Here is a 22,517-nt window from a genome sequence, read left to right as displayed (position 1 = left end):
GTTCGCCCGACACAGTTGCTCGGTCAAGATCAGACCCTACTCGCCGGGTCTGACAATGGCCCCGCAGTTGCTCCAACGTACGGGGACCATCTCGATGATTCCCGGACCAGGGCTTTTCCACCCTGTCCGGCCGGTTCCCGACGCGTACCCGTTCAACGCGTTCACCCGCCCGCAAGCACCCTGACCAGGTCTTCCGCGGTGCGGCAGCGGTCCAGGAGCTCCTTGACGTGATTACGCGTTCCGCGAAGCGGTTCCAGGGTTGGGACGCGCTGCAGCGAGTCCCGGCCCGGCAGGTCGAAGATCACCGAGTCCCAGGAGGCCGCCGCCACGTCGTCCGCGTACTGCTCCAGGCAGCGCCCGCGGAAGTACGCACGGGTGTCCTCGGGCGGCACCGTACGGGCCCGCTCGACGTCCGGGTCGGTCAGCAGCCGCTTCATGCGCCCGCGGGCGACCAGACGGTTGTAGAGGCCCTTCTCGGGCCGCACGTCGGCGTACTGGAGGTCGACCAGGTGCAGTCGGGCGGCGTCCCAGTCGAGGCTGTCCCGGCGCCGGTAGCCCTCCATGAGCTCCCGCTTGGCGACCCAGTCCAGCTCACCGGCCAGACTCATCGGGTCGTGCTCCAGACGGGTGAGGGTGTCCTCCCAGCGGGACAGGACGTCCTTGGTCTGGTCGTCGGCGTCGGCGCCGAACCGCTCCTCCACGTACTTGCGCGCCAGCTCGTAGTACTCCATCTGCAGCTGGACCGCCGTGAGCGTACGGCCGCTGCGGAGTGTGACCAGGCGCTTCAGGGACGGGTCGTGCGAGACCTGGTGGAGCGTGCGGACGGGCTGGTCGACGGCCAGGTCGACCGCGATGAAACCGTCCTCGATCATCGACAGCACCAGCGAGGTCGTGCCCAGCTTGAGGTAGGTCGAGATCTCCGACAGGTTCGCGTCGCCGATGATCACATGCAGGCGGCGGTACCTCTCGGCGTCCGCGTGCGGCTCGTCACGGGTGTTGATGATCGGGCGCTTGAGCGTCGTCTCGAGGCCGACCTCGACCTCGAAGTAGTCGGCTCGCTGGCTGAGCTGGAAGCCGTGCTCGTGTCCGTCCTGGCCGATGCCGACGCGGCCCGCTCCGGCGAAGACCTGGCGGGAGACGAAGAACGGGGTCAGGTGGCGCACGATGTCCGAGAAGGGGGTCTCCCGCTTCATCAGATAGTTCTCGTGCGTGCCGTAGGACGCGCCCTTGTTGTCGGTGTTGTTCTTGTACAGGTGGATCGGCTGGGCACCGGGCAGCTGGGCGGCCCGTTCCGCGGCCTCGGCCATGATTCGCTCGCCGGCCTTGTCCCAGAGGACGGCGTCCCGGGGGTTGGTCACCTCGGGGGAGCTGTACTCGGGGTGTGCGTGGTCGACGTAGAGCCGTGCGCCGTTGGTGAGGATCACGTTGGCCAGGCCGATGTCCTCATCAGTGAGCTGGCTGGAGTCGGCGGCCTCACGGGCGAGGTCGAAGCCTCGCGCGTCCCGCAGCGGATTCTCCTCCTCGAAGTCCCAGCGGGCCCGGCGGGCCCGGTGCATCGCCGCCGCGTAGGCGTTCACGATCTGGGACGAGGTGAGCATGGCATTGGCGTTGGGGTGGCCGGGGACGGAGATCCCGTACTCCGTCTCGATGCCCATTACTCGCCGTACGGTCATGCGGCCCTCCTTGCCCGGCGGCACCCTCGGTCGTGGGCGCCGCTCAGATACCGCTGGCGCTCGGTTGCGTGTGCGGTGCCCGTCCCCGCACTGCGCGACGTGGCGGTACGCAAGAGCCTAGAACGCCTTTGCGCTGGTGGGGAGATCATTTGCATCCTCGCGAGCGTTCACCTGGAAAACAGTCGGCTGCGGGTACCCGCCGAGGGCACCCGCAGCCGCCCTGCCTTTTACAGGTACTGACCGGTGTTCGCCACCGTGTCGATGGAGCGTCCGGTGTCCGCGCCCTGCTTTCCGGTGATGAGCGTACGGATGTACACGATCCGTTCGCCCTTCTTTCCGGAGATCCGGGCCCAGTCGTCCGGGTTGGTGGTGTTCGGCAGGTCCTCATTCTCCTTGAACTCGTCCACGCAGGCCTGGAGGAGGTGGGAGACGCGGAGGCCCTTCTGGTTCTTCTCGAGGAAGTCCTTGATCGCCATCTTCTTGGCGCGGCCGACGATGTTCTCGATCATGGCGCCGGAGTTGAAGTCCTTGAAATAGAGGACTTCCTTGTCACCGTTGGCGTAGGTGACTTCCAGGAAGCGGTTCTCCTCGGACTCGGCGTACATGTGTTCCACAGCCGTCTGGATCATGCTCTGGACCGTGGAGGCCTTGGAGCCGCTGTGCTCGGCGAGGTCGTCGCCGTGCAGCGGGAGGCGCTCGGTGAGGTACTTGCCGAAGATGTCCTTGGCCGCCTCGGCGTCCGGACGCTCGATCTTGATCTTCACATCGAGCCGGCCGGGCCGCAGGATGGCCGGGTCGATCATGTCCTCGCGGTTGGAGGCGCCGATCACGACCACGTTCTGCAGGCCCTCCACACCGTCGATCTCGGCGAGCAGCTGCGGGACGATGGTGTTCTCCACGTCCGAGCTGACACCGGAGCCACGGGTACGGAAGAGCGACTCCATCTCGTCGAAGAAGACGATGACGGGGGTGCCCTCGCTGGCCTTCTCACGGGCCCGCTGGAAGACGAGGCGGATCTGCCGCTCCGTCTCACCGACGTACTTGTTCAGGAGCTCGGGGCCCTTGATGTTCAGGAAGAAGCTCTTGCCGGCGGCCTGGCCGGTCACCTCGGCGACCTTCTTGGCCAGTGAGTTGGCCACGGCCTTGGCGATGAGCGTCTTGCCGCATCCGGGGGGCCCGTACAGCAGGACACCCTTCGGCGGCCGCAGTTCGTGCTCCTTGAACAGATCCGGGTAGAGGTACGGCAGCTCGACCGCGTCGCGGATGGCCTCGATCTGGCCGCCGAGACCGCCGATCTGCTCGTAGCCGATGTCGGGGACCTCTTCGAGGACGAGTTCCTCGACCTCGCTCTTCGGAACGATCTCGTAGACGTAGCCCGAGCGGGGTTCGAGCAGCAGGGCGTCACCGGGGCGGATGTTCACGTCCAGCAGCGGCTCGGCGAGCCGTACCACCCGCTCCTCGTCGGTGTGCCCGAGCACGAGGGCCCGCTCGCCGTCCTCGAGGATCTCCTTGAGGGTGACGATGTCACCGACGCGCTCGTACTCCATGGCCTCGACCACGTTGAGCGCTTCGTTGAGCATTACTTCCTGGCCGCGCCGGAGCTCTTCGAGCTCGACGCTGGGGCTGACGTTCACCCTGAGCTTTCGACCGCCGGTGAAGATGTCGGCGGTGCCGTCCTCGTTGGCCGTCAGGAAGACACCGAAACCGGCCGGCGGCTGTGCGAGCCGGTCGACTTCCTCCTTCAGAGCCACAATCTGGTCACGGGCCTCACGGAGCGTGTTGGCGAGTCGCTCGTTCTGCGCGGACACGCCGGCCAGATTGGTCTGCAGCTCGACGATCCGCTCTTCGAGAATCCTCGTGTGTCGCGGAGAGTCGGCGAGCTTGCGTCGCAGGACGGCGATCTCCTGCTCAAGGTAGGCGATCTGCCCGGCCGGGTCGTCGGACCCGCGTCCCGGGCGGATGCCGCGGTTCATGTCGTCGTCGTGGGCTGCCACGGTCCTCACCTCCTCCAAGGGGAGCTGGACGCTTCCAGACCCTACCTGGGCGGGTGTCGATTGAAACCCCTAGATCACAAAGACGGTCGGGGTGTGTCCGATCTTCACCCTTGCGCTCTCCCTCACGCCAGGGGAATACCCAGCGAACATGATTGGAACCCAGCCGAGGGTAGGGTCGAACTGTTCAACACCCGCCGGAGCTGGCCGGATTCCCGACCCGGCTCGGCGGAGAAACGGCAGGAGAGATGAGCGTGCAGCAGGTGGCCGGGGCCGACGGCGAGGAGCTGGAGGTCTGGATCGACCAGGACCTGTGTACCGGCGACGGCATCTGCGCCCAGTACGCGCCCGAGGTGTTCGAGCTGGACATCGACGGTCTGGCCTATGTGAAGAGCGCCGACGACGAGTTGCTCCAGGACAAGGGCGCGACAACGCCCGTTCCGCTCCCGCTCCTCACGGACGTGATCGACTCCGCGAAGGAGTGTCCGGGCGAGTGCATCCACGTACGTCGGGTTTCGGACAGGGCCGAGGTCTTCGGACCGGACGCACAGTGACCACTTCTCTACGTACCGTCACTACTGTCTGATATCTCACACGGGCCGGCTCACACGCCTCACACGCTGCGGGCCCCCGCCTGAGTCGAGCGGACGAACGAGCCGTTCCGCCAACGCCATTTCGCGTCGCTCTTCTCGTCGGGACAGCAACGCGGCACGTCGGCAGACGAGTAGCCGAGCAGTGTGGCCGTGACGGAGCCGGAGCGGACGGCGAAGCCGGTGACGATGGTGCCGTCCTTGGGGTCGAGCAGCGTGGCCACGACCCGCGGCTTGCCGCCGTCGGCGTCGCGCGTGAGGACGTACACGCCGTCCGGCGGGGTGCCCATCGGGGAGTCGCAGTGGACCACGGCGACCGTCTCGGGCCTGTCGTCGCCGTCGAGGTCTCCGAAAGCCCGTTTCTTCACCACGGCCTTCACGGGGCCGCAGTCGACAGGGAACGTCACCGCGTTCGGGTCGGGCGGAGTCGTGTGCGCCGGAGCGCTCCTGGTCTCGGGGGCGGCCGGCTGGGCCGCCGTCGCCGCGCCGGGCTGCAGGACCGAGGAGAAGGCCACGACGCCGGCGACGGCCGTCGCGGTGGCGAGCCAGTGGATGGGGCGGGTGTGGGTGTGGGCGAGCTCCGGGACGGCGGAAGACTGCACTAGGAGTGTCTCCTGAGGCTGTGCCGGTGGGGTGGCCAGCATGGTGCCACACGTCACATCGCGAGGGAACGGCGGGGTGTGCACGTCCGTTGCCGGGGAAGTCGGAAGGGTTACGGTTCCTGCCGCCGTGTCAGCGGACTTGTCCGGTCCCGGCCGCTGCCACGGCGCGACCTCGGCCGGGTCGGTCGCCGCGCCAGGTACACGGCATTGCGCGAGGGTTCACCCGGGCGGCAACGGAAAGGCGCCGTGGCGCAGTTCCGGTACGGATCCGGGAACTGCGCCACGGCGCCTGTGCGTTGAGGCGGTGACGGGCCGGCTCAGCGGGCGGCGCCGCCGTCGGCGTTGGGGCCGGCGTAGTCCTCGCCGTAGGCGCCCTTGGCGGGGCGGCGGCGGCGCATGGGCGGCTCGACGCCGTCGGCGAGGCGCCGGGCGGTGAGCAGGAAGCCGGTGTGGCCGATCATCCGGTGGTCCGGGCGGACGGCCAGACCCTCGATGTGCCAGTTGCGGATCATCGTCTCCCAGGAGGTCGGCTCGTTGAAGCAGCCGATCTCACGGATGGACTCGACGGTCCGGGCGAGCTGGGTGGTGGTCGCCACGTAGCAGCACAGGATGCCGCCGGGCACGAGTGCCTTGGAGACGGCCTCCAGGCACTCCCAGGGGGCCAGCATGTCGAGGATGACGCGGTCGACGTCGGCGTCGGACAGGTTGTCCTGGAGGTCGCCGACGGTGAGCTGCCAGGCGGGGTGCGGGCCGCCGAAGTAGCGCTCCACGTTCGCCTGGGCGATCTCGGCGAAGTCGGCGCGGCGCTCGTAGCTGTGCAGCATGCCCTGGTCGCCGATGGCCCGCAGCAGGAAGCTGCTGAGCGAGCCGGAGCCGACGCCCGCTTCCACGACGCGCGCGCCGGGGAAGATGTCGGCGAAGGCCAGGATCTGCCCCGCGTCCTTGGGGTAGACCACGGCGGCGCCGCGGGGCATGGACAGGACGTAGTCGGGGAGCAGGGGGCGCAGCGCGAGGTAGGCGACGTTTCCGGTGGTGCGGACAACGCTGCCCTCGGGAGCACCGATCAGTTCGTCGTGCGGGAAGGAACCCTTGTGGGTGTGGAAGTTCTTCCCGGCCTCGAGCGTGAACGTGTAGTGGCGGCCCTTGGGGTCGGTCAGCTGAACCTGGTCCCCGACCTTGAAGGGCCCGCGCCTGCGGGCGGCACCGGTCGGTTCGGACATGTGACCAGCCTACCGGCCCCGGAGAGGACCACCGACCACTAGGACGGCCTCGCCATCGCCTTGACGAAGGCACGCTCCACGTCGGCCGCCGACAGGACGCCGTAGATCTCGCCGGTCTCCTCCACCACCAGGTACTCGGTGGCCGGGGTGGCGCGCAGGGCGTCCAGGAGTTCCTCGCCCGACAGTTCCGCCGAGACGCGCATGCTGTCGGTGAGGTCCTGGGCGAGGCCGCTGACGGCGACCCAGGGGCGGCGGTGCTCGGGCACGCCGACGATGGCGGCCTCGCGGACGAGGGAGAGGGGCTGGCCGTCGGCGTCGACGACGACCAGGGCGCGCGCTCCGGCCGCGTTGGCGCGGCGCAGGGCCTCCGAGAGGGGGGTGTCGCTCTCGACGGGGACCGCACGGCGGGTGAGCGCCCGGGCGCGCAGTTCGGGCAGGTGCTCGCGCAGGCGGGCCATGCGCAGGCTGTTGCCGGCGCCGGTCCAGATGATCGCGGCGAGGATGGCGGCGAGCAGGGCGTCGAGGACGGTGTCCATGCCGACGTTGTCGACGGCGTCGGTGCCGAGGGCGCCGGACTGGGTCAGCAGGGGCAGCCCGATGAGCACGCAGACGGCGAGGGCGCGGCCGACCCAGGCGGCGGCGATGGTGCCCTTCATCGGCTTGCCGGTGATCTTCCACACGACGGCGCGGAGCATGCGTCCGCCGTCGAGTGGCAGGCCGGGCAGGAGGTTGAACGCTGCCACGATGAGGTTGGAGATCATCAGGCCCGCGAGCAGGACGCCGGGAACGGTGCCGGGTTCCACGGTCTGCATGGCGGCGTAGAAGACGCCGGCGAGGAGGAGGGAGAGCAGGGGCCCGACGAAGGCGAGCACGAACTCCCGGCCGGGGGTCTCGGCCTCCTTCTCGATCTCGGAGACGCCACCGAAGAACTGGAGCTGGATGCGGCGGACCGGGAGCTTGAAGCGGAGGGCGGCGACCGTGTGCGCCAGTTCGTGGATGAGCACGGAGGCGTAGAAGGCGACCGCGAAGAACAGGGAGACCAGGTAGCGGGCGGCACCGAGCTCGGGCAGCACGCGCTCCAGCTGGCCGCCGAAGACCCAGGTGATCAGCGCGGCGACGAGGAACCAGCTGGGCGCGACGTACACGGGCACGCCGAAGGGCCGCCCCATGAGCAGCCCGCCCCGTGGCTCCGGCCGCTGGGGGGCGGGGCCCTTGCCGTCGGCGGAGTGGGCGAGGGGACGGTCGCCGTGCAGGGGGGCGGGGCCGGAAGGGTCGGGGTCGCCGGAGCCCGGCGCCGGGGCCTTGTGCAGCCGGCCGGTCTCGGGCCGGCCGGTGGCGGGGGCCGAGTGGGGGCCACTGGCGTAGGCGCGGTCGGGGTGCGTGTCGCCCTCCGGCGGGCGACCGTCGTGCTCGCCCGGGGTGGGGGCCGTGTGCGGACCGTCGGCGGAAGCCTCGTGCGGGCTGCCGGTGGGCGCTTGGTGCGGGCCATAGGTGGGCGCTTCGTGCGGGCCGTTCGCGGAAGCTCCGTACGGGCCCTCGGCGGAAGCCGCGTGCGGGCCATCGGTGGACGCTCCGTGCGGGCCGTTCGCGGAAGCTCCGTACGGGCCCTCGGCGGACGCCGCGTGCGGACTACCGGTGGACGCTCCGTGCGGGCCGTTCGCGGAAGCCCCGTGCGGGCCCTCGGCGGAAGCCGCGTGCGGACTACCGGTGGGCGCTTGGTGCGGGCCGTTCGCGGAAGCCCCGTGCGGGCCCTCGGCGGACGCCGCGTGCGGACTACCGGTGGGCGCTTGGTGCGGGCCGTTCGCGGAAGCCCCGTGCGGGCCGTCGGCGGACGCCGCGTGCGGGCTGCCGGTGGGCGCTTGGTGCGGGCCGTCGGCGGACGCCGCATGCGGGCCATCGGTGGACGCTCCGTGCGGGCCGTTCGCGGAAGCCCCGTACGGGCCCTCGGCAGAAGCCGCGTGCGGACTGCCGGTGGACGCTCCGTGCGGGCCGTTCGCGGAAGCCCCGTACGGGCCCTCGGCGGAAGCCGCGTGCGGACTGCCGGTGGACGCTCCGTGCGGGCCGTTCGCGGAAGCCCCGTACGGGCCCTCGGCGGACGCCGCGTGCGGACTGCCGGTGGACGCTCCGTGCGGGCCGTTCGCGGAAGCCCCGTACGGGCCCTCGGCGGAGGCTCCGTGCGGGCCGTCGGCGGAGGCGGCAGGCGGGACATCGGCGGGGGCCGGGTGTTCGTGATCGGCAGGTGCCGGGGGTGGGCCGGTGGTCTCGGCGGGCCCGTCGTGGGAACCGCCGGTGGCGGCGGCACGGTCCGGGGACGGGTCGTCCTCGCGGGCGTCCGGCCGGGTAGCCGGTGTGTTCGTCGCCGGGGCGTCGGCGGGCCCGTCGGGCACGACGGGCTCTGCTCCCGGGGTGGGCGCTGCCGGGGTGGGCTGCTCAGGGGTGAAACGCCGCTCGTCCGTGGGCTGTTCGTCGGCGGGGGCCGGGTCGGCGGCCCGGGCCGGAAGCCCTGCGTGGCGCTCGGCCGACTCGTCGTTGCCGGACTGCGGCCGCCCGTGCCCGCCGCTCTGGTCCACCGGTGTCCCCTCGATCGAAGCGTCTCCCGCGCCTGCCGGACGGGAGGGTCTCGAGTCGATGGTATGCGTCCGTCGAGGCGCGTTCCGCCCCGGCACCCCCGGTGTTTCCCGTACTCACCCTCCCCTCACGGCTTCCGACCTCGTGTACGGCGCGACCGCGACTGGGTCACTGTCAGTGGCGGGCCGTATGGTCTGGGACATGGAGACGAGCACCGAGGGCGCGGCGCAGCCCGACAGCGGCCCGGCCGCGGCGATGGATCCGCCGGTACCGGCCGGGCCCGCGACGGCAGCAGTGGAGACGGTGGAGACGACCGCCCCGACCGGCACCGCCGCCATAGCGCCCGCCTCGCTGTCCCCCTCGCGCGCCAGTGACTTCATGCAGTGCCCGCTGCTCTACCGTTTCCGGGTCATCGACCGGCTGCCGGAGAAGCCGAGCGAGGCGGCGACCCGGGGGACGCTGGTGCACGCGGTCCTGGAGCGGCTCTTCGACGCCCCGGCCGCCGAGCGCACGGCGCCCCGGGCGAAGTCCTTGATCCCCGGCCAGTGGGACCGGCTGCGCGAGACGCGGCCGGAGGTGGTGGAGCTGTTCGCCGACGATCCGCAGGGCGAGCGGCTGGCCCGCTGGCTGGGCGAGGCGGAGCAACTCGTCGAGCGCTGGTTCACCCTGGAGGACCCCAGCCGGCTGGAGCCGGCCGAACGGGAGCTGTTCGTCGAGACCGAGCTGGAGTCGGGCCTGCGGCTGCGCGGCATCATCGACCGGGTCGACGTGGCTCCCACGGGCGAGGTCCGGATCGTCGACTACAAGACGGGCAAGGCGCCCCGGCCCGAGTACTCCGAGGGCGCGCTGTTCCAGATGAAGTTCTACGCCCTGGTGGTGTGGCGGCTGAAGAACGTGATCCCACGGCGGCTCCAGCTGGTCTACCTCGGCAGCGGCCAGGTGCTGACATACGACCCGGTCCTCGCCGATCTGGAGCGGGTGGAGCGCAAGCTGCTGGCGCTGTGGGAGGCGATCCGGCTGGCCACCGAGACGGGTGACTGGCGTCCGCGCCCCACGAAGCTGTGCGGCTGGTGCGACCACCAGACCCACTGCCCGGAGTTCGGCGGCACTCCCCCGCCGTATCCGCTGCCGGTGCGCGCGGCGGAGCTGCCGGTGCAGGGGGCCGGCCGGGACGGGCCCGGCGCCGGCCCCGATGGTGACGCGGTCGTCGCCTGTGAGGGCGGCTGAGTCCGGCGGGCCCGCGCAGGGCAGAATGGGGCCGGACTAGCGAAGGAGACTTACGTGGCCATCCGCGTCCTACTGGTCGACGACCAGCCGCTGCTCCGTACCGGCTTCCGGATGATCCTGGAGGCCGAGCAGGACCTCGCGGTCGTCGGCGAGGCCGGAGACGGCCTCCAGGCGCTCGACCAAGTGCGGGTCCTGCAGCCCGACGTGGTCCTGATGGACATCCGCATGCCGCGGATGGACGGTGTGGAGGCGACCCGGCAGATCACCGGGCCCGGGCGGGACGGCCCGGCCAAGGTGCTGGTGCTGACCACCTTCGACCTCGATGAGTACGTGGTGGAGGCGCTGCGCGCCGGGGCGAGCGGGTTCCTGCTCAAGGACGCGCCCGCCGATGAGTTGGTGCAGGCCATCCGGGTCGTGGCCGCGGGTGAGGCGATGCTCGCGCCGAGCATCACGCGCCGGCTGCTCGACAAGTACGCCACGCATCTGCCGTCGGGAGACGAGCCGGTGCCGGACACGCTGCACACGCTCACCGACCGTGAAGTCGAGGTCCTGAAGCTGGTGGCGCGCGGGCTGTCCAACGCGGAGATCGCCGCGGACCTGTTCGTCAGCGAGACGACCGTCAAGACGCACGTCGGGCACGTGCTGACCAAGCTGGGCCTGCGCGACCGTGTGCAGGCCGCGGTGTACGCGTACGAGAGCGGGCTGGTGCGCCCCGGCGCGCAGTAGCGCCCGGCCGGCTGATACACGACAGGGCGCCCCCCGCCGCGCGGGGGGCGCCCTTCTTCACACCTGTGCGTCGGGCCCCTGTGCGTCAGGTGCCCATGCGTCAGGCGTCCTTGCTGAGCTCCCAGAAGCGGAACACCGTCGACGCGTCGAGGCAGTACTCCAGGCCGTAGACGCCGTCACGGACGACCGCGTACTGCTTGGCCTGCCACACCGGCAGGATGGGGAGTTCGTCGGCGACGATGTCCTGCAGCTCGCCGAACTCCTTGTCCGTGGCGGCCCGGTTGGTCAGGGCGGCGGTGCGTGGGATGAGCGAACCGGTGATCGTGCCGTTGGTGTAGTTGTTGCTCAGCACGTTGCCCTTGCCGAAGAACGGGGCCGTGAAGTTGTCGGCGTCCGGGTAGTCCGGCACCCAGCCCTTCACGTACACGCCGTACTTGCCGGCGGCGATGCCCTTCTCGTACTGGCCGAACGGGACGGACTTGACGCTCGCGTCGAACAGGCCGCTGGCGTTGAGCTGGCCGGCGATGGCGTTCAGCTCCTGGTCGGTCGCGGGGCCGTAGCGGGACGGGGTCGACCAGAGGGTCAGCTTCACCTTGCCGGTGATGCCGTCCTCGCGCAGCGCGGCCTGGGCCTTGGACCGGGAGGGGCGGGCGCCGTAGGTGTCGAAGAAGGCCGTGTTGTGGCCCGCGATGCCCGCCGGGATGATCGAGTACAGCGGGGTCGCGGTGCCCTGGTAGACGTCCTTGATGAGGGCCTCGCGGTCGAGCAGGTGGGCGATGGCCTTGCGGACGCCGAGCTTTCCGGCGACCGGGTCGTCCATGTTGAACACCAGGTGCTGGACCTCGGCGCTGCTGCCCTCGACGACCTCGACGCCGGTGCCGTCGTCGGCCTTCTCGGTCTCCGCGATGTCGCCGGCGGTGAGACCGCGGTAGGCGATGTCGACGTCGCCGTTCTGGATGGCCTGCTTCAGGGCCGTCTGGTCACCGTCGAAGAACTTGAGCGTCACGCCGGTGTTGTTCACCTCGGCGGTGCCCTTGTAGTTCTCGTTGACGGAGAAGACCGCCTGCCCGTCGTCGAACGAGTCGAGCTTGTAAGGGCCGGAGCCGACCGCCTCGCCGTCCTTGCGCAGCCCGTCCGCGTCGTACTGGCTGTGGTCGACGATGGAGCCGGCGCCGGAGGCGATCTTGCTCGGGAAGGTGGCGTCGGCCGTGTTGAGGCGGAAGACGACCGTCTTCGCGTCCGGCGTCTCGACCTTCTCCAGCATGGGGAACATGATCGCGGGCCCGTCGGGGTCGTTGATCTTCAGCATGCGGTCGAAGGAGAACTTGACGTCCTTCGAGGTGAGCTCGTCACCGTTGCTGAACTTGAGGCCGTCCTTCAGCGTGCACGTGTAGACCGTGGTCTGCGTGTCGGTGAAGGCACAGCTCTCGGCGGCCTCGGGCTGCGGTTCCGTGGCGCCCTTGGGGAAGCTCAGCAGAGACTGGAAGACGTTGTTGAACAACAGCCAGGAGCCGGGGTCGTAGCCGGAGGCCGGGTCCGTGGCCAGGACGTCGTCGGACATCCCCACCACCACGTTGGAGCCGTCCCCCGCGGAGTCTCCGCTCTCCGTGCCACAGCCGGTCAGCAGTCCGGAGGCGAGGCCCGCCACGATGGGCAGGACCGGCCACTGGTTGCGTATCTTCACGTGTGTGCCTTGTCGTCGGTTCTCGAGAACCCCCGGAGCGTGTTCCTGGCTCCGGGGCGCGGCGCCCCGGGGCCGCGGTCAGGGGCCCCGGGGATCCAGCGGGTCCGTCAGCCGCTCACGCCCCGCCCGAGCTCCCACAGCTGGAGCGTCGAGGCGGAGTTGAGGGCGTAGGCGGTACCCGTGATGTCATCGCGCGCGGCGACGTACTGCTTGCCCTGCCACAGGGGCAGAACCGGCACGTCGCCTGCGACGATGTCCTGAATGTCCGTCAGGCTGGTGGAGGCGGACAGCCGGTCCGCCTCGCGGCGGGACTCGGGGATCAGGGTGTTGCGGATCTGCCGGTTGTCGTACGGCGAGCCGAGGGTGTTGTCCGCGTCGAGGAACGGCGCGAGGAAGTTGTCGGCGTCCGGGAAGTCCGGGAACCAGCCCATGCCGTAGACGTCGTACTCGCCCTTCTTCTCGGCCGGGCGGAACGTGTCCCACGGGGTGCCCTTGATGCCGACCTCGAACAGCCCGCTGGAGTTGAGCTGGTCGCGCAGGACCTCGAACTCCTTCTTGGTGGCCGGGCCGTAGTGGTCGGTCGTGTAGTGCAGCGTCAGCTTCACCGGGGTGGTGATGTTCGCCTGGTTGAGCAGGGAACGGGCCTTGGTGACGTTCGGCTCGCCGTACTTGTTGAAGAACGAGTTGGAGTGGCCTGTGACGCTGGCCGGGACGAGCGAGTACAGCGGCTCGGCCTGGGAGCCGTAGACCTTGGAGATCAGGGCGCTGCGGTTGACGATCTGGGCCATCGCCTGGCGCACGGCCTTGGACTTCACCGTCGGGGCGTCGGTGTTGAAGCCCAGGTAGCGGATCTCCAGACCGGGCATCTCGACGAGGTCGATGTCGGGGTCCGCGTCGCCCGACAGCTCGCGGATCTGGTCCGGCGACATGGCGCGGGTCATCAGGTCGATGTCGCCCTTGTCCAGCGCCTCGCCCATGGCGGCGGCGCTCTTGAAGGAGACCATGTCGACCTTGTCGTTGTTCACCTCGATGGTCCCCTCGTACTCGGGGTTCTTGGTGAACTCGGCCTTGACCAGCTCGCCGTTCTCGACGTCGGCCTTGAGGGTGTACGGGCCGGAGCCGTCCAGCTCGAAGCCGTCGCGCAGCTTGTTCTTCGGGTAGTCGTCGGGGTCGACGATGCCCGCCACCGGGGTCGACAGCTTGTACGGGAAGGTCGCGTCGGCGGTCTTGAGGTGGAAGATGACCTCGCGGTCGCCCTGCGTCTCGACGGTGTCGACGGTGGACAGCAGCGCGAACACGCCGCTGTCGGCCTTGAGGGAGCGAGCGCGGTCGATGGAGTACTTCACGTCGGCCGCGGTGACGGAGTCGCCGTTCGCGAACTTCAGGCCGTCGCGCAGGGTGCAGGCGTAGCGCTCGTTGCCGGTGTCGGTGAAGCCGCAGCGCTCGGCGGCCTCCGGTACCGGCTCGCCCTCGCCGCGCGGCTGGATCATCAGGGTCTGCACGGTCTGGCGCAGGATGTTCCAGGTGCCGACATCGTAGGCGTACGCCGGGTCGAGGGGCGCCGGGGCGTCCTTCGAGGCGGTGAACCGGTCCGTGGTGCCGACGACGATCGCGCCGCTGTCGCCGCTCCCGCTGTCGGACCCGCCGCAGGCGGCGAGCACCGGCGCGAGCAGGCCGATCACGGCCGGCAGCACCAAAGTCTTGCGGTTCATGCTCGAGTTTCTCCAGAGCTGTCGACTCCGTGTACCCGGCATGCAGGGGTGGCGCAGCGGATCACGGGGGGTGGGGCGATGTTCTCGCGACGAGATTAGTCGGGGCCGGCAGGGAGGTTCGCAGCCACCGGAGTTGAGTACCCATCACGCTGCGGAACCGGGTGCGGACACACCGAAAACCCGACAGTGGAAGCTTTGGTGCAGCGTTCCATCAATCGGGACACAAGGGCACGCCCGCAGCCCCCCGGAGGGGGTGCGCAGCACATGCCGGAACCGCTGTCGAGCCCGGGTCGCGTGGGGAAGGTCACACGCGTAAACGGGTTCGGAGGTACGGGAATTCGCTCATCCGGAAGGGTTCGAATTCGCCTTCCGAATTGCCGCTCTAACACCGCCGCACGCTGGGTGAACGCCTAGCGCATTTCCGTCATCAGCCCGTGCAGGAATGTCAGGTCCACCTCTTCCAGGGAGGTGACGACCGTACGGCGCAGGGCGGGGGCGATGGGAGCCACGGAGGGCACGGCCACGACGTGGCAGCCCGCGGCCTCGGCGGAGGCGACCCCGGTGGCGGTGTCCTCGACGACGGCGCACCGGGCCGGGTCGGCGCCGAGGCCTGCGGCGGCGGCCAGGTAGGGGTCGGGGTGGGGCTTGGTGCGCGGCACCTCGTCGCCGGCCACCGTGAGGCTGAAGTGGTGGGCACCCAGCGAGGTCAGCACCCGGTCGATGATGCGCCGGTGCGAGGCGGAGACCAGGGCGGTGGGGACCTCGTACTCGTACAGCTCCGCCAGCAGCCGTCCGGCACCCGGCATCAGCGGCAGGGCGCGGCCGATGCGGGCCTCGAAGCCGTCGTTGAGGAGCACCGTGAGTTCGTCGAGGGTGATGTCGGCGCCGGTGGCCTCGATGAGGAAGCCCGCGCTGCGGGTCATGGGGCCGCCCACCACCACGTGCCGCCAGGACTCGTCGAGTCTGTGGCCGAGGGAGGCGAAGACCTCGACCTCGACGTCCCACCAGAAGCCCTCCGTGTCCACCAGGGTGCCGTCCATGTCGAGGAGCACCGCCTGCAGGGCCGACCCCTCGGCCGTACTGATACCGAGCGCGGGGACCGTACTGGTCATCCACCTACCTCCTTGAAGGGACGATCAGGCCGGCTCCCACGAGGGGAGCCGGCCTGCAGTGGACCGACCAGTCTACTTCGTGCACGGGTGAAACGCTCGTTCAACCGGCGAGCCCGGCCCGTGGCTCAGCGGGCGTTGAAGTACTTCGCCTCCGGGTGGTGGATCACGATGGCGTCCGTGGACTGCTCCGGGTGCAACTGGAACTCCTCGGACAGCTGGACACCGATGCGCTCCGGTTCGAGCAGGTCCGCGATCTTGGCCCGGTCCTCCAGGTTGGGGCAGGCGCCGTAGCCGAGGGAGAAGCGGGCGCCGCGGTACTTCAGCTCGAACATGCCCTGCATCCCGTCCGGGTCCTCGCTCGCGAAGCCGAGTTCGGAGCGCACGCGGGCGTGCCAGTACTCGGCGAGTGCCTCGGCCAACTGCACGGACAGTCCGTGCAGTTCGAGGTAGTCGCGGTAGGCGTTGGCCTCGAAGAGCCGCGCGGTCTCCTCGCCGATGCGCGAGCCGACGGTGACGACCTGGAGGCCGACGACGTCGATCTCGCCGGACTCCTCCGGGCGGAAGAAGTCGGCCAGACACAGGCGGCGGCCCCGGCGCTGGCGGGGGAAGGTGAAGCGGGTGCGCTCGTTGCCCTGCTCGTCCAGGATGATCAGGTCGTCGTCCTTGGAGACGCACGGGAAGTAGCCGTAGACCACGGCCGCCTCCAGCAGGTTGTCCGTCTGGAGCCGGTCCAGCAGACCGCGCAGCCGGGGCCGGCCCTCGCTCTCGACGAGTTCCTCGTAGGAGGGGCCCTCGCCGGTGCGGGCCTGCTTGAGGCCCCACTGACCCTTGAACAGGGCGCCCTCGTCGAGCCAGCTCGCGTACTCCTTGAGCTGGATGCCCTTGATCACGCGGGTGCCGCGGAAGGGCGGCTCGGGGACGGGGTTGTCGGTGGCGACGTCGGAGCGGACGTGCCCCTCCTCAGGGCGCTCCTCCACGACGGCCGGGGCCGCGGCCCGCACGCGGCGCTGCTTCAGCTCGGGCAGCTTCGCGCCGGGCACGCCCCGCTTGACGCCGATGAGGGCGTCCATCAGGCGCAGGCCCTCGAAGGCGTCGCGGGCGTAGCGGACCTCGCCCTCGTAGATCTCGTGCAGGTCCTGCTCGACGTAGGCCCGGGTGAGGGCGGCACCGCCGAGGATGACCGGGAAGTTCGCCGCCAGGCCGCGCTGGTTCAGCTCCTCCAGGTTCTCCTTCATGATCACCGTGGACTTGACCAGGAGACCGGACATGCCGATGACGTCGGCCTTGTGCTCCTCGGCTGCGTCCAGAATCGCGGAGACCGGCTGCTTGATGCCCAGGTTGACGACGTTGTAGCCGTTGTTGGTCAGGATGATGTCGACGAGGTTCTTACCGATGTCGTGCACATCACCGCGCACGGTGGCCAGCACGATGGTGCCCTTGCCGGCCTCGTCGCCCTCGACCTTCTCCATGTGCGGTTCGAGGTGGGCGACGGCCGTCTTCATCACCTCGGCGGACTGCAGGACGAACGGCAGCTGCATCTGCCCGGAGCCGAACAGCTCGCCGACGACCTTCATGCCGTCCAGGAGGGTCTCGTTGACGATGTCGAGCGCGGGCCGCTCCTGGAGGGCCTGGTCGAGGTCCGCTTCGAGGCCGTTCTTCTCGCCGTCGATGATGCGCCGCTTCAGGCGCTCGTCCAGCGGCAGGGCGGCCAGCTCCTCGGCCTTGCCGGCCTTGAGGGACTTGGCGGTGGCTCCCTCGAACAGCTGCATGAGCTTTTGCAGCGGGTCGTAGTCCTCGGCGCGGCGGTCGTAGATGAGGTCCAGAGCCGTCCGGACCTCCTCCTCGCTGAAGCGGGCGATCGGCAGGATCTTCGAGGCGTGCACGATCGCCGAGTCCAGGCCCGCCTTGACGCACTCGTCGAGGAAGACGGAGTTCAGCAGGATGCGGGCGGCCGGGTTGAGGCCGAAGGAGATGTTGGACAGACCGAGCGTGGTCTGCACCTTGGGATGGCGCCGCTTGAGCTCGCGGATGCCCTCGATGGTGGCGACGCCGTCCCCCCGGGACTCCTCCTGCCCGGTGCAGATGGTGAAGGTCAGGCAGTCGACGAGGATGTCCTCCTCGTGGATGCCCCAGTTGCCGGTCAGGTCGTCGATGAGCCGTTCGGCGATCTCGACCTTCTTCTCGGCGGTGCGGGCCTGGCCCTCCTCGTCGATGGTGAGCGCGATGAGGGCGGCGCCGTGCTCCTTGGCGAGGGCCGTGACCTTGGCGAAGCGGGACTCGGGGCCGTCGCCGTCCTCGTAGTTCACCGAGTTGATCACCGCGCGGCCGCCGAGCTTCTCCAAGCCGGCGCGGATGACGTCGACCTCGGTGGAGTCCAGCACGATCGGGAGCGTGGAGGCGGTGGCGAAACGGCCGGCCAGCTCCTCCATGTCGGCGACGCCGTCGCGTCCGACGTAGTCCACGCACAGGTCGAGCATGTGCGCGCCCTCGCGGATCTGGTCGCGGGCCATCTCCACACAGTCGTCCCAGCGGCCCTCCAGCATGGCCTCGCGGAACTTCTTCGAACCGTTGGCGTTGGTGCGCTCGCCGATGGCCAGGTAGGAGGTGTCCTGCCGGAACGGCACGGTCTGGTACAGGGAGGCCGCGCCCGGCTCGGGCTGCGGGCTGCGCTCGCTCGGGGTGACGTCCCGGACGCGCTCGACCAGCTGACGCAGGTGCTCGGGGGTCGTGCCGCAGCAGCCGCCCACGAGGGAGAGGCCGTAGTCCCGGACGAAGTTCTGCTGGGCGTCGGCCAGGCCCTCGGGGTCGAGCGGGAAGTGCGCGCCGTCCTTGGTGAGGATCGGCAGGCCGGCGTTCGGCATGCAGAGCAGCGGGATGCGCGAGTGACGGGTCAGGTAGCGCAGGTGCTCGCTCATCTCGGCCGGGCCGGTGGAGCAGTTCAGGCCGATCATGTCGATGCCGAGGGGCTCCAGCGCGGTCAGCGCCGCGCCGATCTCGGAGCCGAGCAGCATGGTGCCCGTGGTCTCGAAGGCCATGGAGCACAGCAGGGGCACCTCGACGCCGACGGCCTCCATGGCCCGGCGGGCGCCCAGGACGGAGGCCTTCGTCTGGAGCAGGTCCTGGGTGGTCTCCACGAGCAGCGCGTCCGCGCCGCCGGCGAGCAGCCCCTCGGCGTTGGCCTGGTAGCCGTCACGGATCGTGCCGTAGCCGACGTGGCCGAGCGTGGGCAGCTTGGTGCCGGGACCGACCGAGCCGAGCACCCACCGCGGCCGGCCGTCCCGGGCGGCGTACTCGTCGGCCACCTCGCGGGCGATCCGGGCACCGGCCTCGGACAGCTCGTGCAAGCGGTCGGCGATCTCGTACTCGGCGGCGGCGGTGTGGTTGGCGCCGAACGTGTTGGTCTCGACGCAGTCCACACCCACCGCGAAGTAGGCGTCATGGACCGAACGGACGATGTCCGGCCGCGTCAGGTTGAGGATCTCGTTGCAGCCCTCGAGATTCTCGAAGTCCTCGAGCGTGGGGTCCTGCGCCTGGAGCATGGTGCCCATGGCTCCGTCGGCCACGACCACTCGGGTGGCCAGGGCTTCTCGGAGCGCGGACACACGGGTCCGGCTGTCTGCGGAAGGGGTCGGCGGCAACGAGGCCATGTAAAGGGCTCCCTCGGATGCGACGGCTGTCGGCTTTGCGGCTTCCCGGACAGCCGGAAGGCTTCCGGGGAAGGGCGCACCGCGCCAGCGTAACCGGGAGTCGGCTTGGATGGGCAGCGCCGTCCACGAGCCGGACTCGAACGGCGCCGGAGACGGCCGCCGGACGACCCGCGGGTCATCAGCGGCGCAACAAAGGGCGGCGCGCCATTAGCGAGAGGTCGGTATCGACCGGTAGTGTTCGACATTGCCGAACGAGGGCTGCGGTGCCGCTTGTCGGCGGTCGAAGGGGACGGAGGCAGTACGGCGATGGCACGGAACATCCAGTCGCTCGAACGGGCGGCCGCGATGCTGCGGCTGCTCGCGGGCGGCGAGCGGCGGCTCGGCCTGTCGGACATCGCCTCGTCGCTGGGCCTGGCCAAAGGCACCGCCCACGGCATCCTGCGCACCCTCCAGCAGGAGGGCTTCGTGGAACAGGACGACGCCTCCGGGCGCTACCAGCTGGGCGCGGAGCTGCTGCGCCTGGGCACCACCTACCTCGATGTGCACGAGCTTCGGGCGCGCGCCCTGGTGTGGACCGACGACCTGGCCCGCTCCAGTGGCGAGAGCGTCTACCTGGGCGTCCTGCACCAGCAGGGGGTGCTGATCGTGCACCACGTCTTCCGGCCCGACGACAGCCGGCAGGTCCTGGAGATCGGGGCCATGCAGCCGCTGCACTCCACGGCCCTGGGCAAGGTGCTGTCGGCCTACGACCCGGTGGCGCACAGCGAGGCCCTGGAGGCCGACCGCAAGGCGTTCACCGACCGGACCGTGTGCGAGCCGGAGGCCTTCGAGCACATCCTCGACGTCACGCGCGCGCGGGGGTACGCGGCCGACGTGGAGGAGACCTGGGAGGGCGTGGCCTCCCTCGCCGCCCCCATCCACGACCGGCGGCGCATGCCGGTCGGCGCGGTCGGCATCACCGGCGCCGTGGAGCGGCTGTGCCGGTCCGACGAGGAGGGCGCACTGCGGCCCGAGCTGATCGCGGCGGTGCGGGACTGCGCCCGCGCGGTCTCGCGGGATCTGGGCGCCGGGCGGTTCTGACCGCACACGAGCGGACCGGGGCGTCGTACGGCGTTCCGGTCCTCGGCATGCCCGCGCTCACCTGCGGCAAAGATCTTTGAGCCCGGGGCGATCAGTAACGATCGTGTTTTCGACAACACAGCTCTTGACGTGCTCGTAACGCCGAAGCAAGACTCCCGTCCATCGGTCGACATTGTCGAACAGCTACCGGCAATACGCGCTAGAGTGTGACAACGCCAGGCCGGTATCGAACTTCCCTGGACGTAGGACAAAGGAGTCGCGGGTGTCCAGCTCCGACATCTTCATCGGCGAGACCATCGGTACCGCCATACTCATCCTCCTCGGCGGTGGCGTCTGCGCCGCCGTCACGCTGAAGGCTTCCAAAGCACGCAACGCCGGCTGGCTCGCCATCACCTTCGGGTGGGGCTTCGCGGTGCTCACGGCCGTCTACACCTCGGCGCCGCTGTCCGGCGCCCATCTGAACCCGGCCGTCACCCTCGCGCTCGCGATCAAGGACGGCGACTGGAAGAACGTCCCGGTCTACTGGGCCGGTCAGATCCTGGGCGCCATGATCGGCGCGGCCCTGGTCTGGATCGCTTACTACGGTCAGTTCCACGCGCACCTCACCGACCGCGAGATAGTCGGCGCTCTGGGCGCGCAGGACACGGCGGCCAAGGCCGTCGAGGCCCGGGAGAAGGGCGCCGGCCCCGTGCTGGGCGTCTTCTCCACCGGCCCCGAGGTCCGCGTCGCCTGGCAGAACGTCGCCACGGAGATCATCGGCACCGTCGTGCTGGTGCTCGCCGTGCTGACCCAGGGCCTGAACGACAAGGGCAACGGCCTGGGCACCCTGGGCGCCCTCGTCACCGCGCTCGTCGTGGTCTCCATCGGCCTGTCCCTCGGCGGTCCGACGGGTTACGCCATCAACCCGGCCCGTGACCTCGGTCCGCGCATCGTGCACGCCCTGCTGCCGCTGCCCAACAAGGGCGGCTCCGACTGGGGCTACGCCTGGGTCCCGGTGGTCGGCCCGCTGATCGGCGGGGCTATCGCCGCAGGCATCTACAACGTCGCGTTCGCCTAGGAGCGGCATTTACCCCCGCTTCGCGAAACTCTCGGCACGCGCCGTACGTAAAGCCCCATAAACACGGAACTTTCCAGGAGACACAGTGACCGACGCGCACACCGCCGGCCCCTTCATCGCCGCCATCGACCAGGGCACCACCTCCAGCCGCTGCATCGTCTTCGACCGGGACGGCCGGATCGTCTCCGTCGACCAGAAGGAGCACGAGCAGATCTTCCCGAAGCCGGGCTGGGTCGAGCACGACGCCACCGAGATCTGGACCAACGTCCAGGATGTCGTCGCCGGGGCCATCGAGAAGGCCGGCATCACCCACGAGGACATCAAGGCCATCGGCATCACCAACCAGCGCGAGACGACCGTGCTGTGGGACAAGAACACCGGTGAGCCCGTCCACAACGCCATCGTCTGGCAGGACACCCGCACCGACGCCCTGTGCCGCGAGCTCGGGCGCAACGTCGGCCAGGACCGCTTCCGCCGCGAGACGGGCCTGCCGCTGGCCTCCTACTTCGCCGGCCCGAAGGCCCGCTGGCTGCTCGACAACGTCGACGGCCTGAAGGAGCGCGCCGAGGCCGGCGACATCCTCTTCGGCACCATGGACAGCTGGGTCATCTGGAACCTGACCGGCGGCACCGACGGCGGCAAGCACGTCACGGACGTCACCAACGCCTCGCGCACCATGCTCATGAACCTGCACACCATGCAGTGGGACGACAAGATCTGCGAGTCCATCGGCGTCCCGAAGCAGATCCTGCCCGAGATCCGCTCCTCCGCGGAGGTCTACGGCGAGATCACCGGCGGCAGGCTGGGCGACCTGCTCGGCGGCATCCCCGTCGCCTCCGCGCTGGGCGACCAGCAGGCGGCCCTGTTCGGCCAGACCTGTTTCGCCGAGGGCGAGACCAAGTCGACCTACGGCACCGGCACCTTCATGGTGATGAACACCGGCGACAAGATCATCAACTCCTACAGCGGCCTGCTGACCACCGTCGGCTACAAGATCGGCGACCAGAAGACGGTCTACGCCCTGGAGGGCTCGATCGCGGTCACCGGTTCGCTGGTGCAGTGGATGCGCGACCAGATGGGCCTGATCTCCACCGCAGCCGAGATCGAGACCCTCGCCCTGTCGGTCGAGGACAACGGCGGCGCCTACTTCGTGCCGGCCTTCTCCGGGCTGTTCGCCCCGTACTGGCGCTCCGACGCCCGCGGTGTGATCGCCGGCCTGACCCGGTACGTCACCAAGGCACACCTGGCGCGTGCCGTCCTGGAGGCGACCGCCTGGCAGACGCGGGAGATCGCCGACGCCATGACCAAGGACTCCGGCGTGGAGCTGGCCGCCCTGAAGGTCGACGGCGGCATGACCTCCAACAACCTGCTGATGCAGACCCTCGCCGACTTCGTGGACGCCCCCGTGGTGCGCCCGATGGTCGCCGAGACCACCTGCCTCGGCGCCGCCTACGCCGCCGGTCTCGCCGTCGGCTTCTGGAACAGCACCGACGACCTGCGCGCCAACTGGCGGCGGGCCGCCGAGTGGACCCCCCGCATGGACGCGGAGACCCGCGCCCGTGAGTACAAGAACTGGCTCAAGGCCGTCGAGCGGACCATGGGCTGGCTCGAGGACGAGGAGTAAGAAA

The 22,517-nt window shown here is 70.0% G+C and carries 15 protein-coding genes; 6 read left to right on the top strand and 9 right to left on the bottom strand.

Annotation, left to right across the window (positions count from 1 at the left end):
• Positions 1-161 precede the first annotated feature (161 nt).
• The gene (dop, locus tag ACIQHQ_RS25395; protein ID WP_402615427.1) at positions 162-1,673 is read right to left on the bottom strand and encodes a depupylase/deamidase Dop; all 1,512 of its coding nucleotides are present in this window, start codon (positions 1,671-1,673) and stop codon (positions 162-164) included.
• Positions 1,674-1,900: 227 nt separating this feature from the next.
• The gene (gene arc, locus ACIQHQ_RS25390; RefSeq protein WP_352118866.1) at positions 1,901-3,667 is read right to left on the bottom strand and encodes a proteasome ATPase; all 1,767 of its coding nucleotides are present in this window, start codon (positions 3,665-3,667) and stop codon (positions 1,901-1,903) included.
• A 245-nt stretch (positions 3,668-3,912) separates the two neighbouring features.
• Between arc and ACIQHQ_RS25385 the strand changes: the two genes are divergently transcribed.
• Positions 3,913-4,218: a ferredoxin gene (locus ACIQHQ_RS25385; protein ID WP_402615424.1), complete on the top strand. Its 306-nt coding sequence runs from the start codon at positions 3,913-3,915 to the stop codon at positions 4,216-4,218.
• A gap of 59 nt (positions 4,219-4,277) precedes the next feature.
• On the opposite strand, the gene ACIQHQ_RS25380 is transcribed toward ACIQHQ_RS25385, so the two are convergent.
• From ACIQHQ_RS25380 to ACIQHQ_RS25370, 3 genes are all read right to left on the bottom strand, one after another.
• Complete coding sequence (locus ACIQHQ_RS25380) at positions 4,278-4,856, bottom strand: hypothetical protein (protein ID WP_402615422.1); 579 nt, start codon at positions 4,854-4,856, stop codon at positions 4,278-4,280.
• Positions 4,857-5,173: 317 nt separating this feature from the next.
• Entirely contained in the window at positions 5,174-6,076 is a 903-nt protein-coding gene (locus tag ACIQHQ_RS25375) for a tRNA (adenine-N1)-methyltransferase (RefSeq protein WP_283971737.1), read from the bottom strand.
• Between the two features lie 38 nt (positions 6,077-6,114).
• Positions 6,115-8,646: a site-2 protease family protein gene (locus ACIQHQ_RS25370; protein ID WP_402615419.1), complete on the bottom strand. Its 2,532-nt coding sequence runs from the start codon at positions 8,644-8,646 to the stop codon at positions 6,115-6,117.
• A gap of 199 nt (positions 8,647-8,845) precedes the next feature.
• Between ACIQHQ_RS25370 and ACIQHQ_RS25365 the strand changes: the two genes are divergently transcribed.
• A complete protein-coding gene (locus ACIQHQ_RS25365) occupies positions 8,846-9,871 on the top strand; it encodes a RecB family exonuclease (RefSeq protein ID WP_402615416.1) in 1,026 nt (341 codons plus the stop codon).
• Between the two features lie 54 nt (positions 9,872-9,925).
• The gene (locus ACIQHQ_RS25360) at positions 9,926-10,597 is read left to right on the top strand and encodes a response regulator (RefSeq protein ID WP_402615413.1); all 672 of its coding nucleotides are present in this window, start codon (positions 9,926-9,928) and stop codon (positions 10,595-10,597) included.
• Between the two features lie 100 nt (positions 10,598-10,697).
• Here the strand turns inward: ACIQHQ_RS25360 and ACIQHQ_RS25355 are convergent, their stop codons facing one another.
• From ACIQHQ_RS25355 to metH, 4 genes are all read right to left on the bottom strand, one after another.
• Positions 10,698-12,281: an ABC transporter substrate-binding protein gene (locus tag ACIQHQ_RS25355; protein ID WP_402615411.1), complete on the bottom strand. Its 1,584-nt coding sequence runs from the start codon at positions 12,279-12,281 to the stop codon at positions 10,698-10,700.
• Between the two features lie 107 nt (positions 12,282-12,388).
• On the bottom strand, positions 12,389-13,993 hold the full coding sequence (locus ACIQHQ_RS25350) for an ABC transporter substrate-binding protein (RefSeq protein ID WP_402615409.1): 1,605 nt from the start codon (positions 13,991-13,993) through the stop codon (positions 12,389-12,391).
• A gap of 410 nt (positions 13,994-14,403) precedes the next feature.
• Positions 14,404-15,105 carry an HAD family hydrolase gene (locus tag ACIQHQ_RS25345; RefSeq protein ID WP_402615406.1) on the bottom strand — a complete coding sequence of 234 codons (702 nt, stop codon included), beginning with the start codon at positions 15,103-15,105 and terminating at the stop codon, positions 14,404-14,406.
• A 125-nt stretch (positions 15,106-15,230) separates the two neighbouring features.
• Complete coding sequence (gene metH, locus ACIQHQ_RS25340) at positions 15,231-18,752, bottom strand: methionine synthase (RefSeq protein WP_402615403.1); 3,522 nt, start codon at positions 18,750-18,752, stop codon at positions 15,231-15,233.
• Positions 18,753-19,058: 306 nt separating this feature from the next.
• Here metH and ACIQHQ_RS25335 point away from each other — a divergent pair, with 306 nt between their 5' ends.
• The 3 genes from ACIQHQ_RS25335 to glpK all read left to right on the top strand — a co-directional run bounded on the left by ACIQHQ_RS25335 (position 19,059) and on the right by glpK (position 22,513).
• Positions 19,059-19,832, top strand: a complete 774-nt coding sequence (locus tag ACIQHQ_RS25335) for an IclR family transcriptional regulator (RefSeq protein WP_402615400.1) — start codon at positions 19,059-19,061, stop codon at positions 19,830-19,832.
• 262 nt (positions 19,833-20,094) lie between these two features.
• A complete protein-coding gene (locus ACIQHQ_RS25330; protein ID WP_402615398.1) occupies positions 20,095-20,889 on the top strand; it encodes an MIP/aquaporin family protein in 795 nt (264 codons plus the stop codon).
• An 85-nt stretch (positions 20,890-20,974) separates the two neighbouring features.
• Positions 20,975-22,513, top strand: a complete 1,539-nt coding sequence (gene glpK / locus ACIQHQ_RS25325) for a glycerol kinase GlpK (protein WP_402615396.1) — start codon at positions 20,975-20,977, stop codon at positions 22,511-22,513.
• Positions 22,514-22,517: the final 4 nt, after the last annotated feature.

It is taken from the genome of Streptomyces sp. NPDC092370, assembly GCF_044755265.1.
GTDB lineage: Bacteria > Actinomycetota > Actinomycetes > Streptomycetales > Streptomycetaceae > Streptomyces.
Note: the sequence above shows the minus strand (reverse complement) of the source record. Positions and strands in the feature narration are given on the sequence as shown.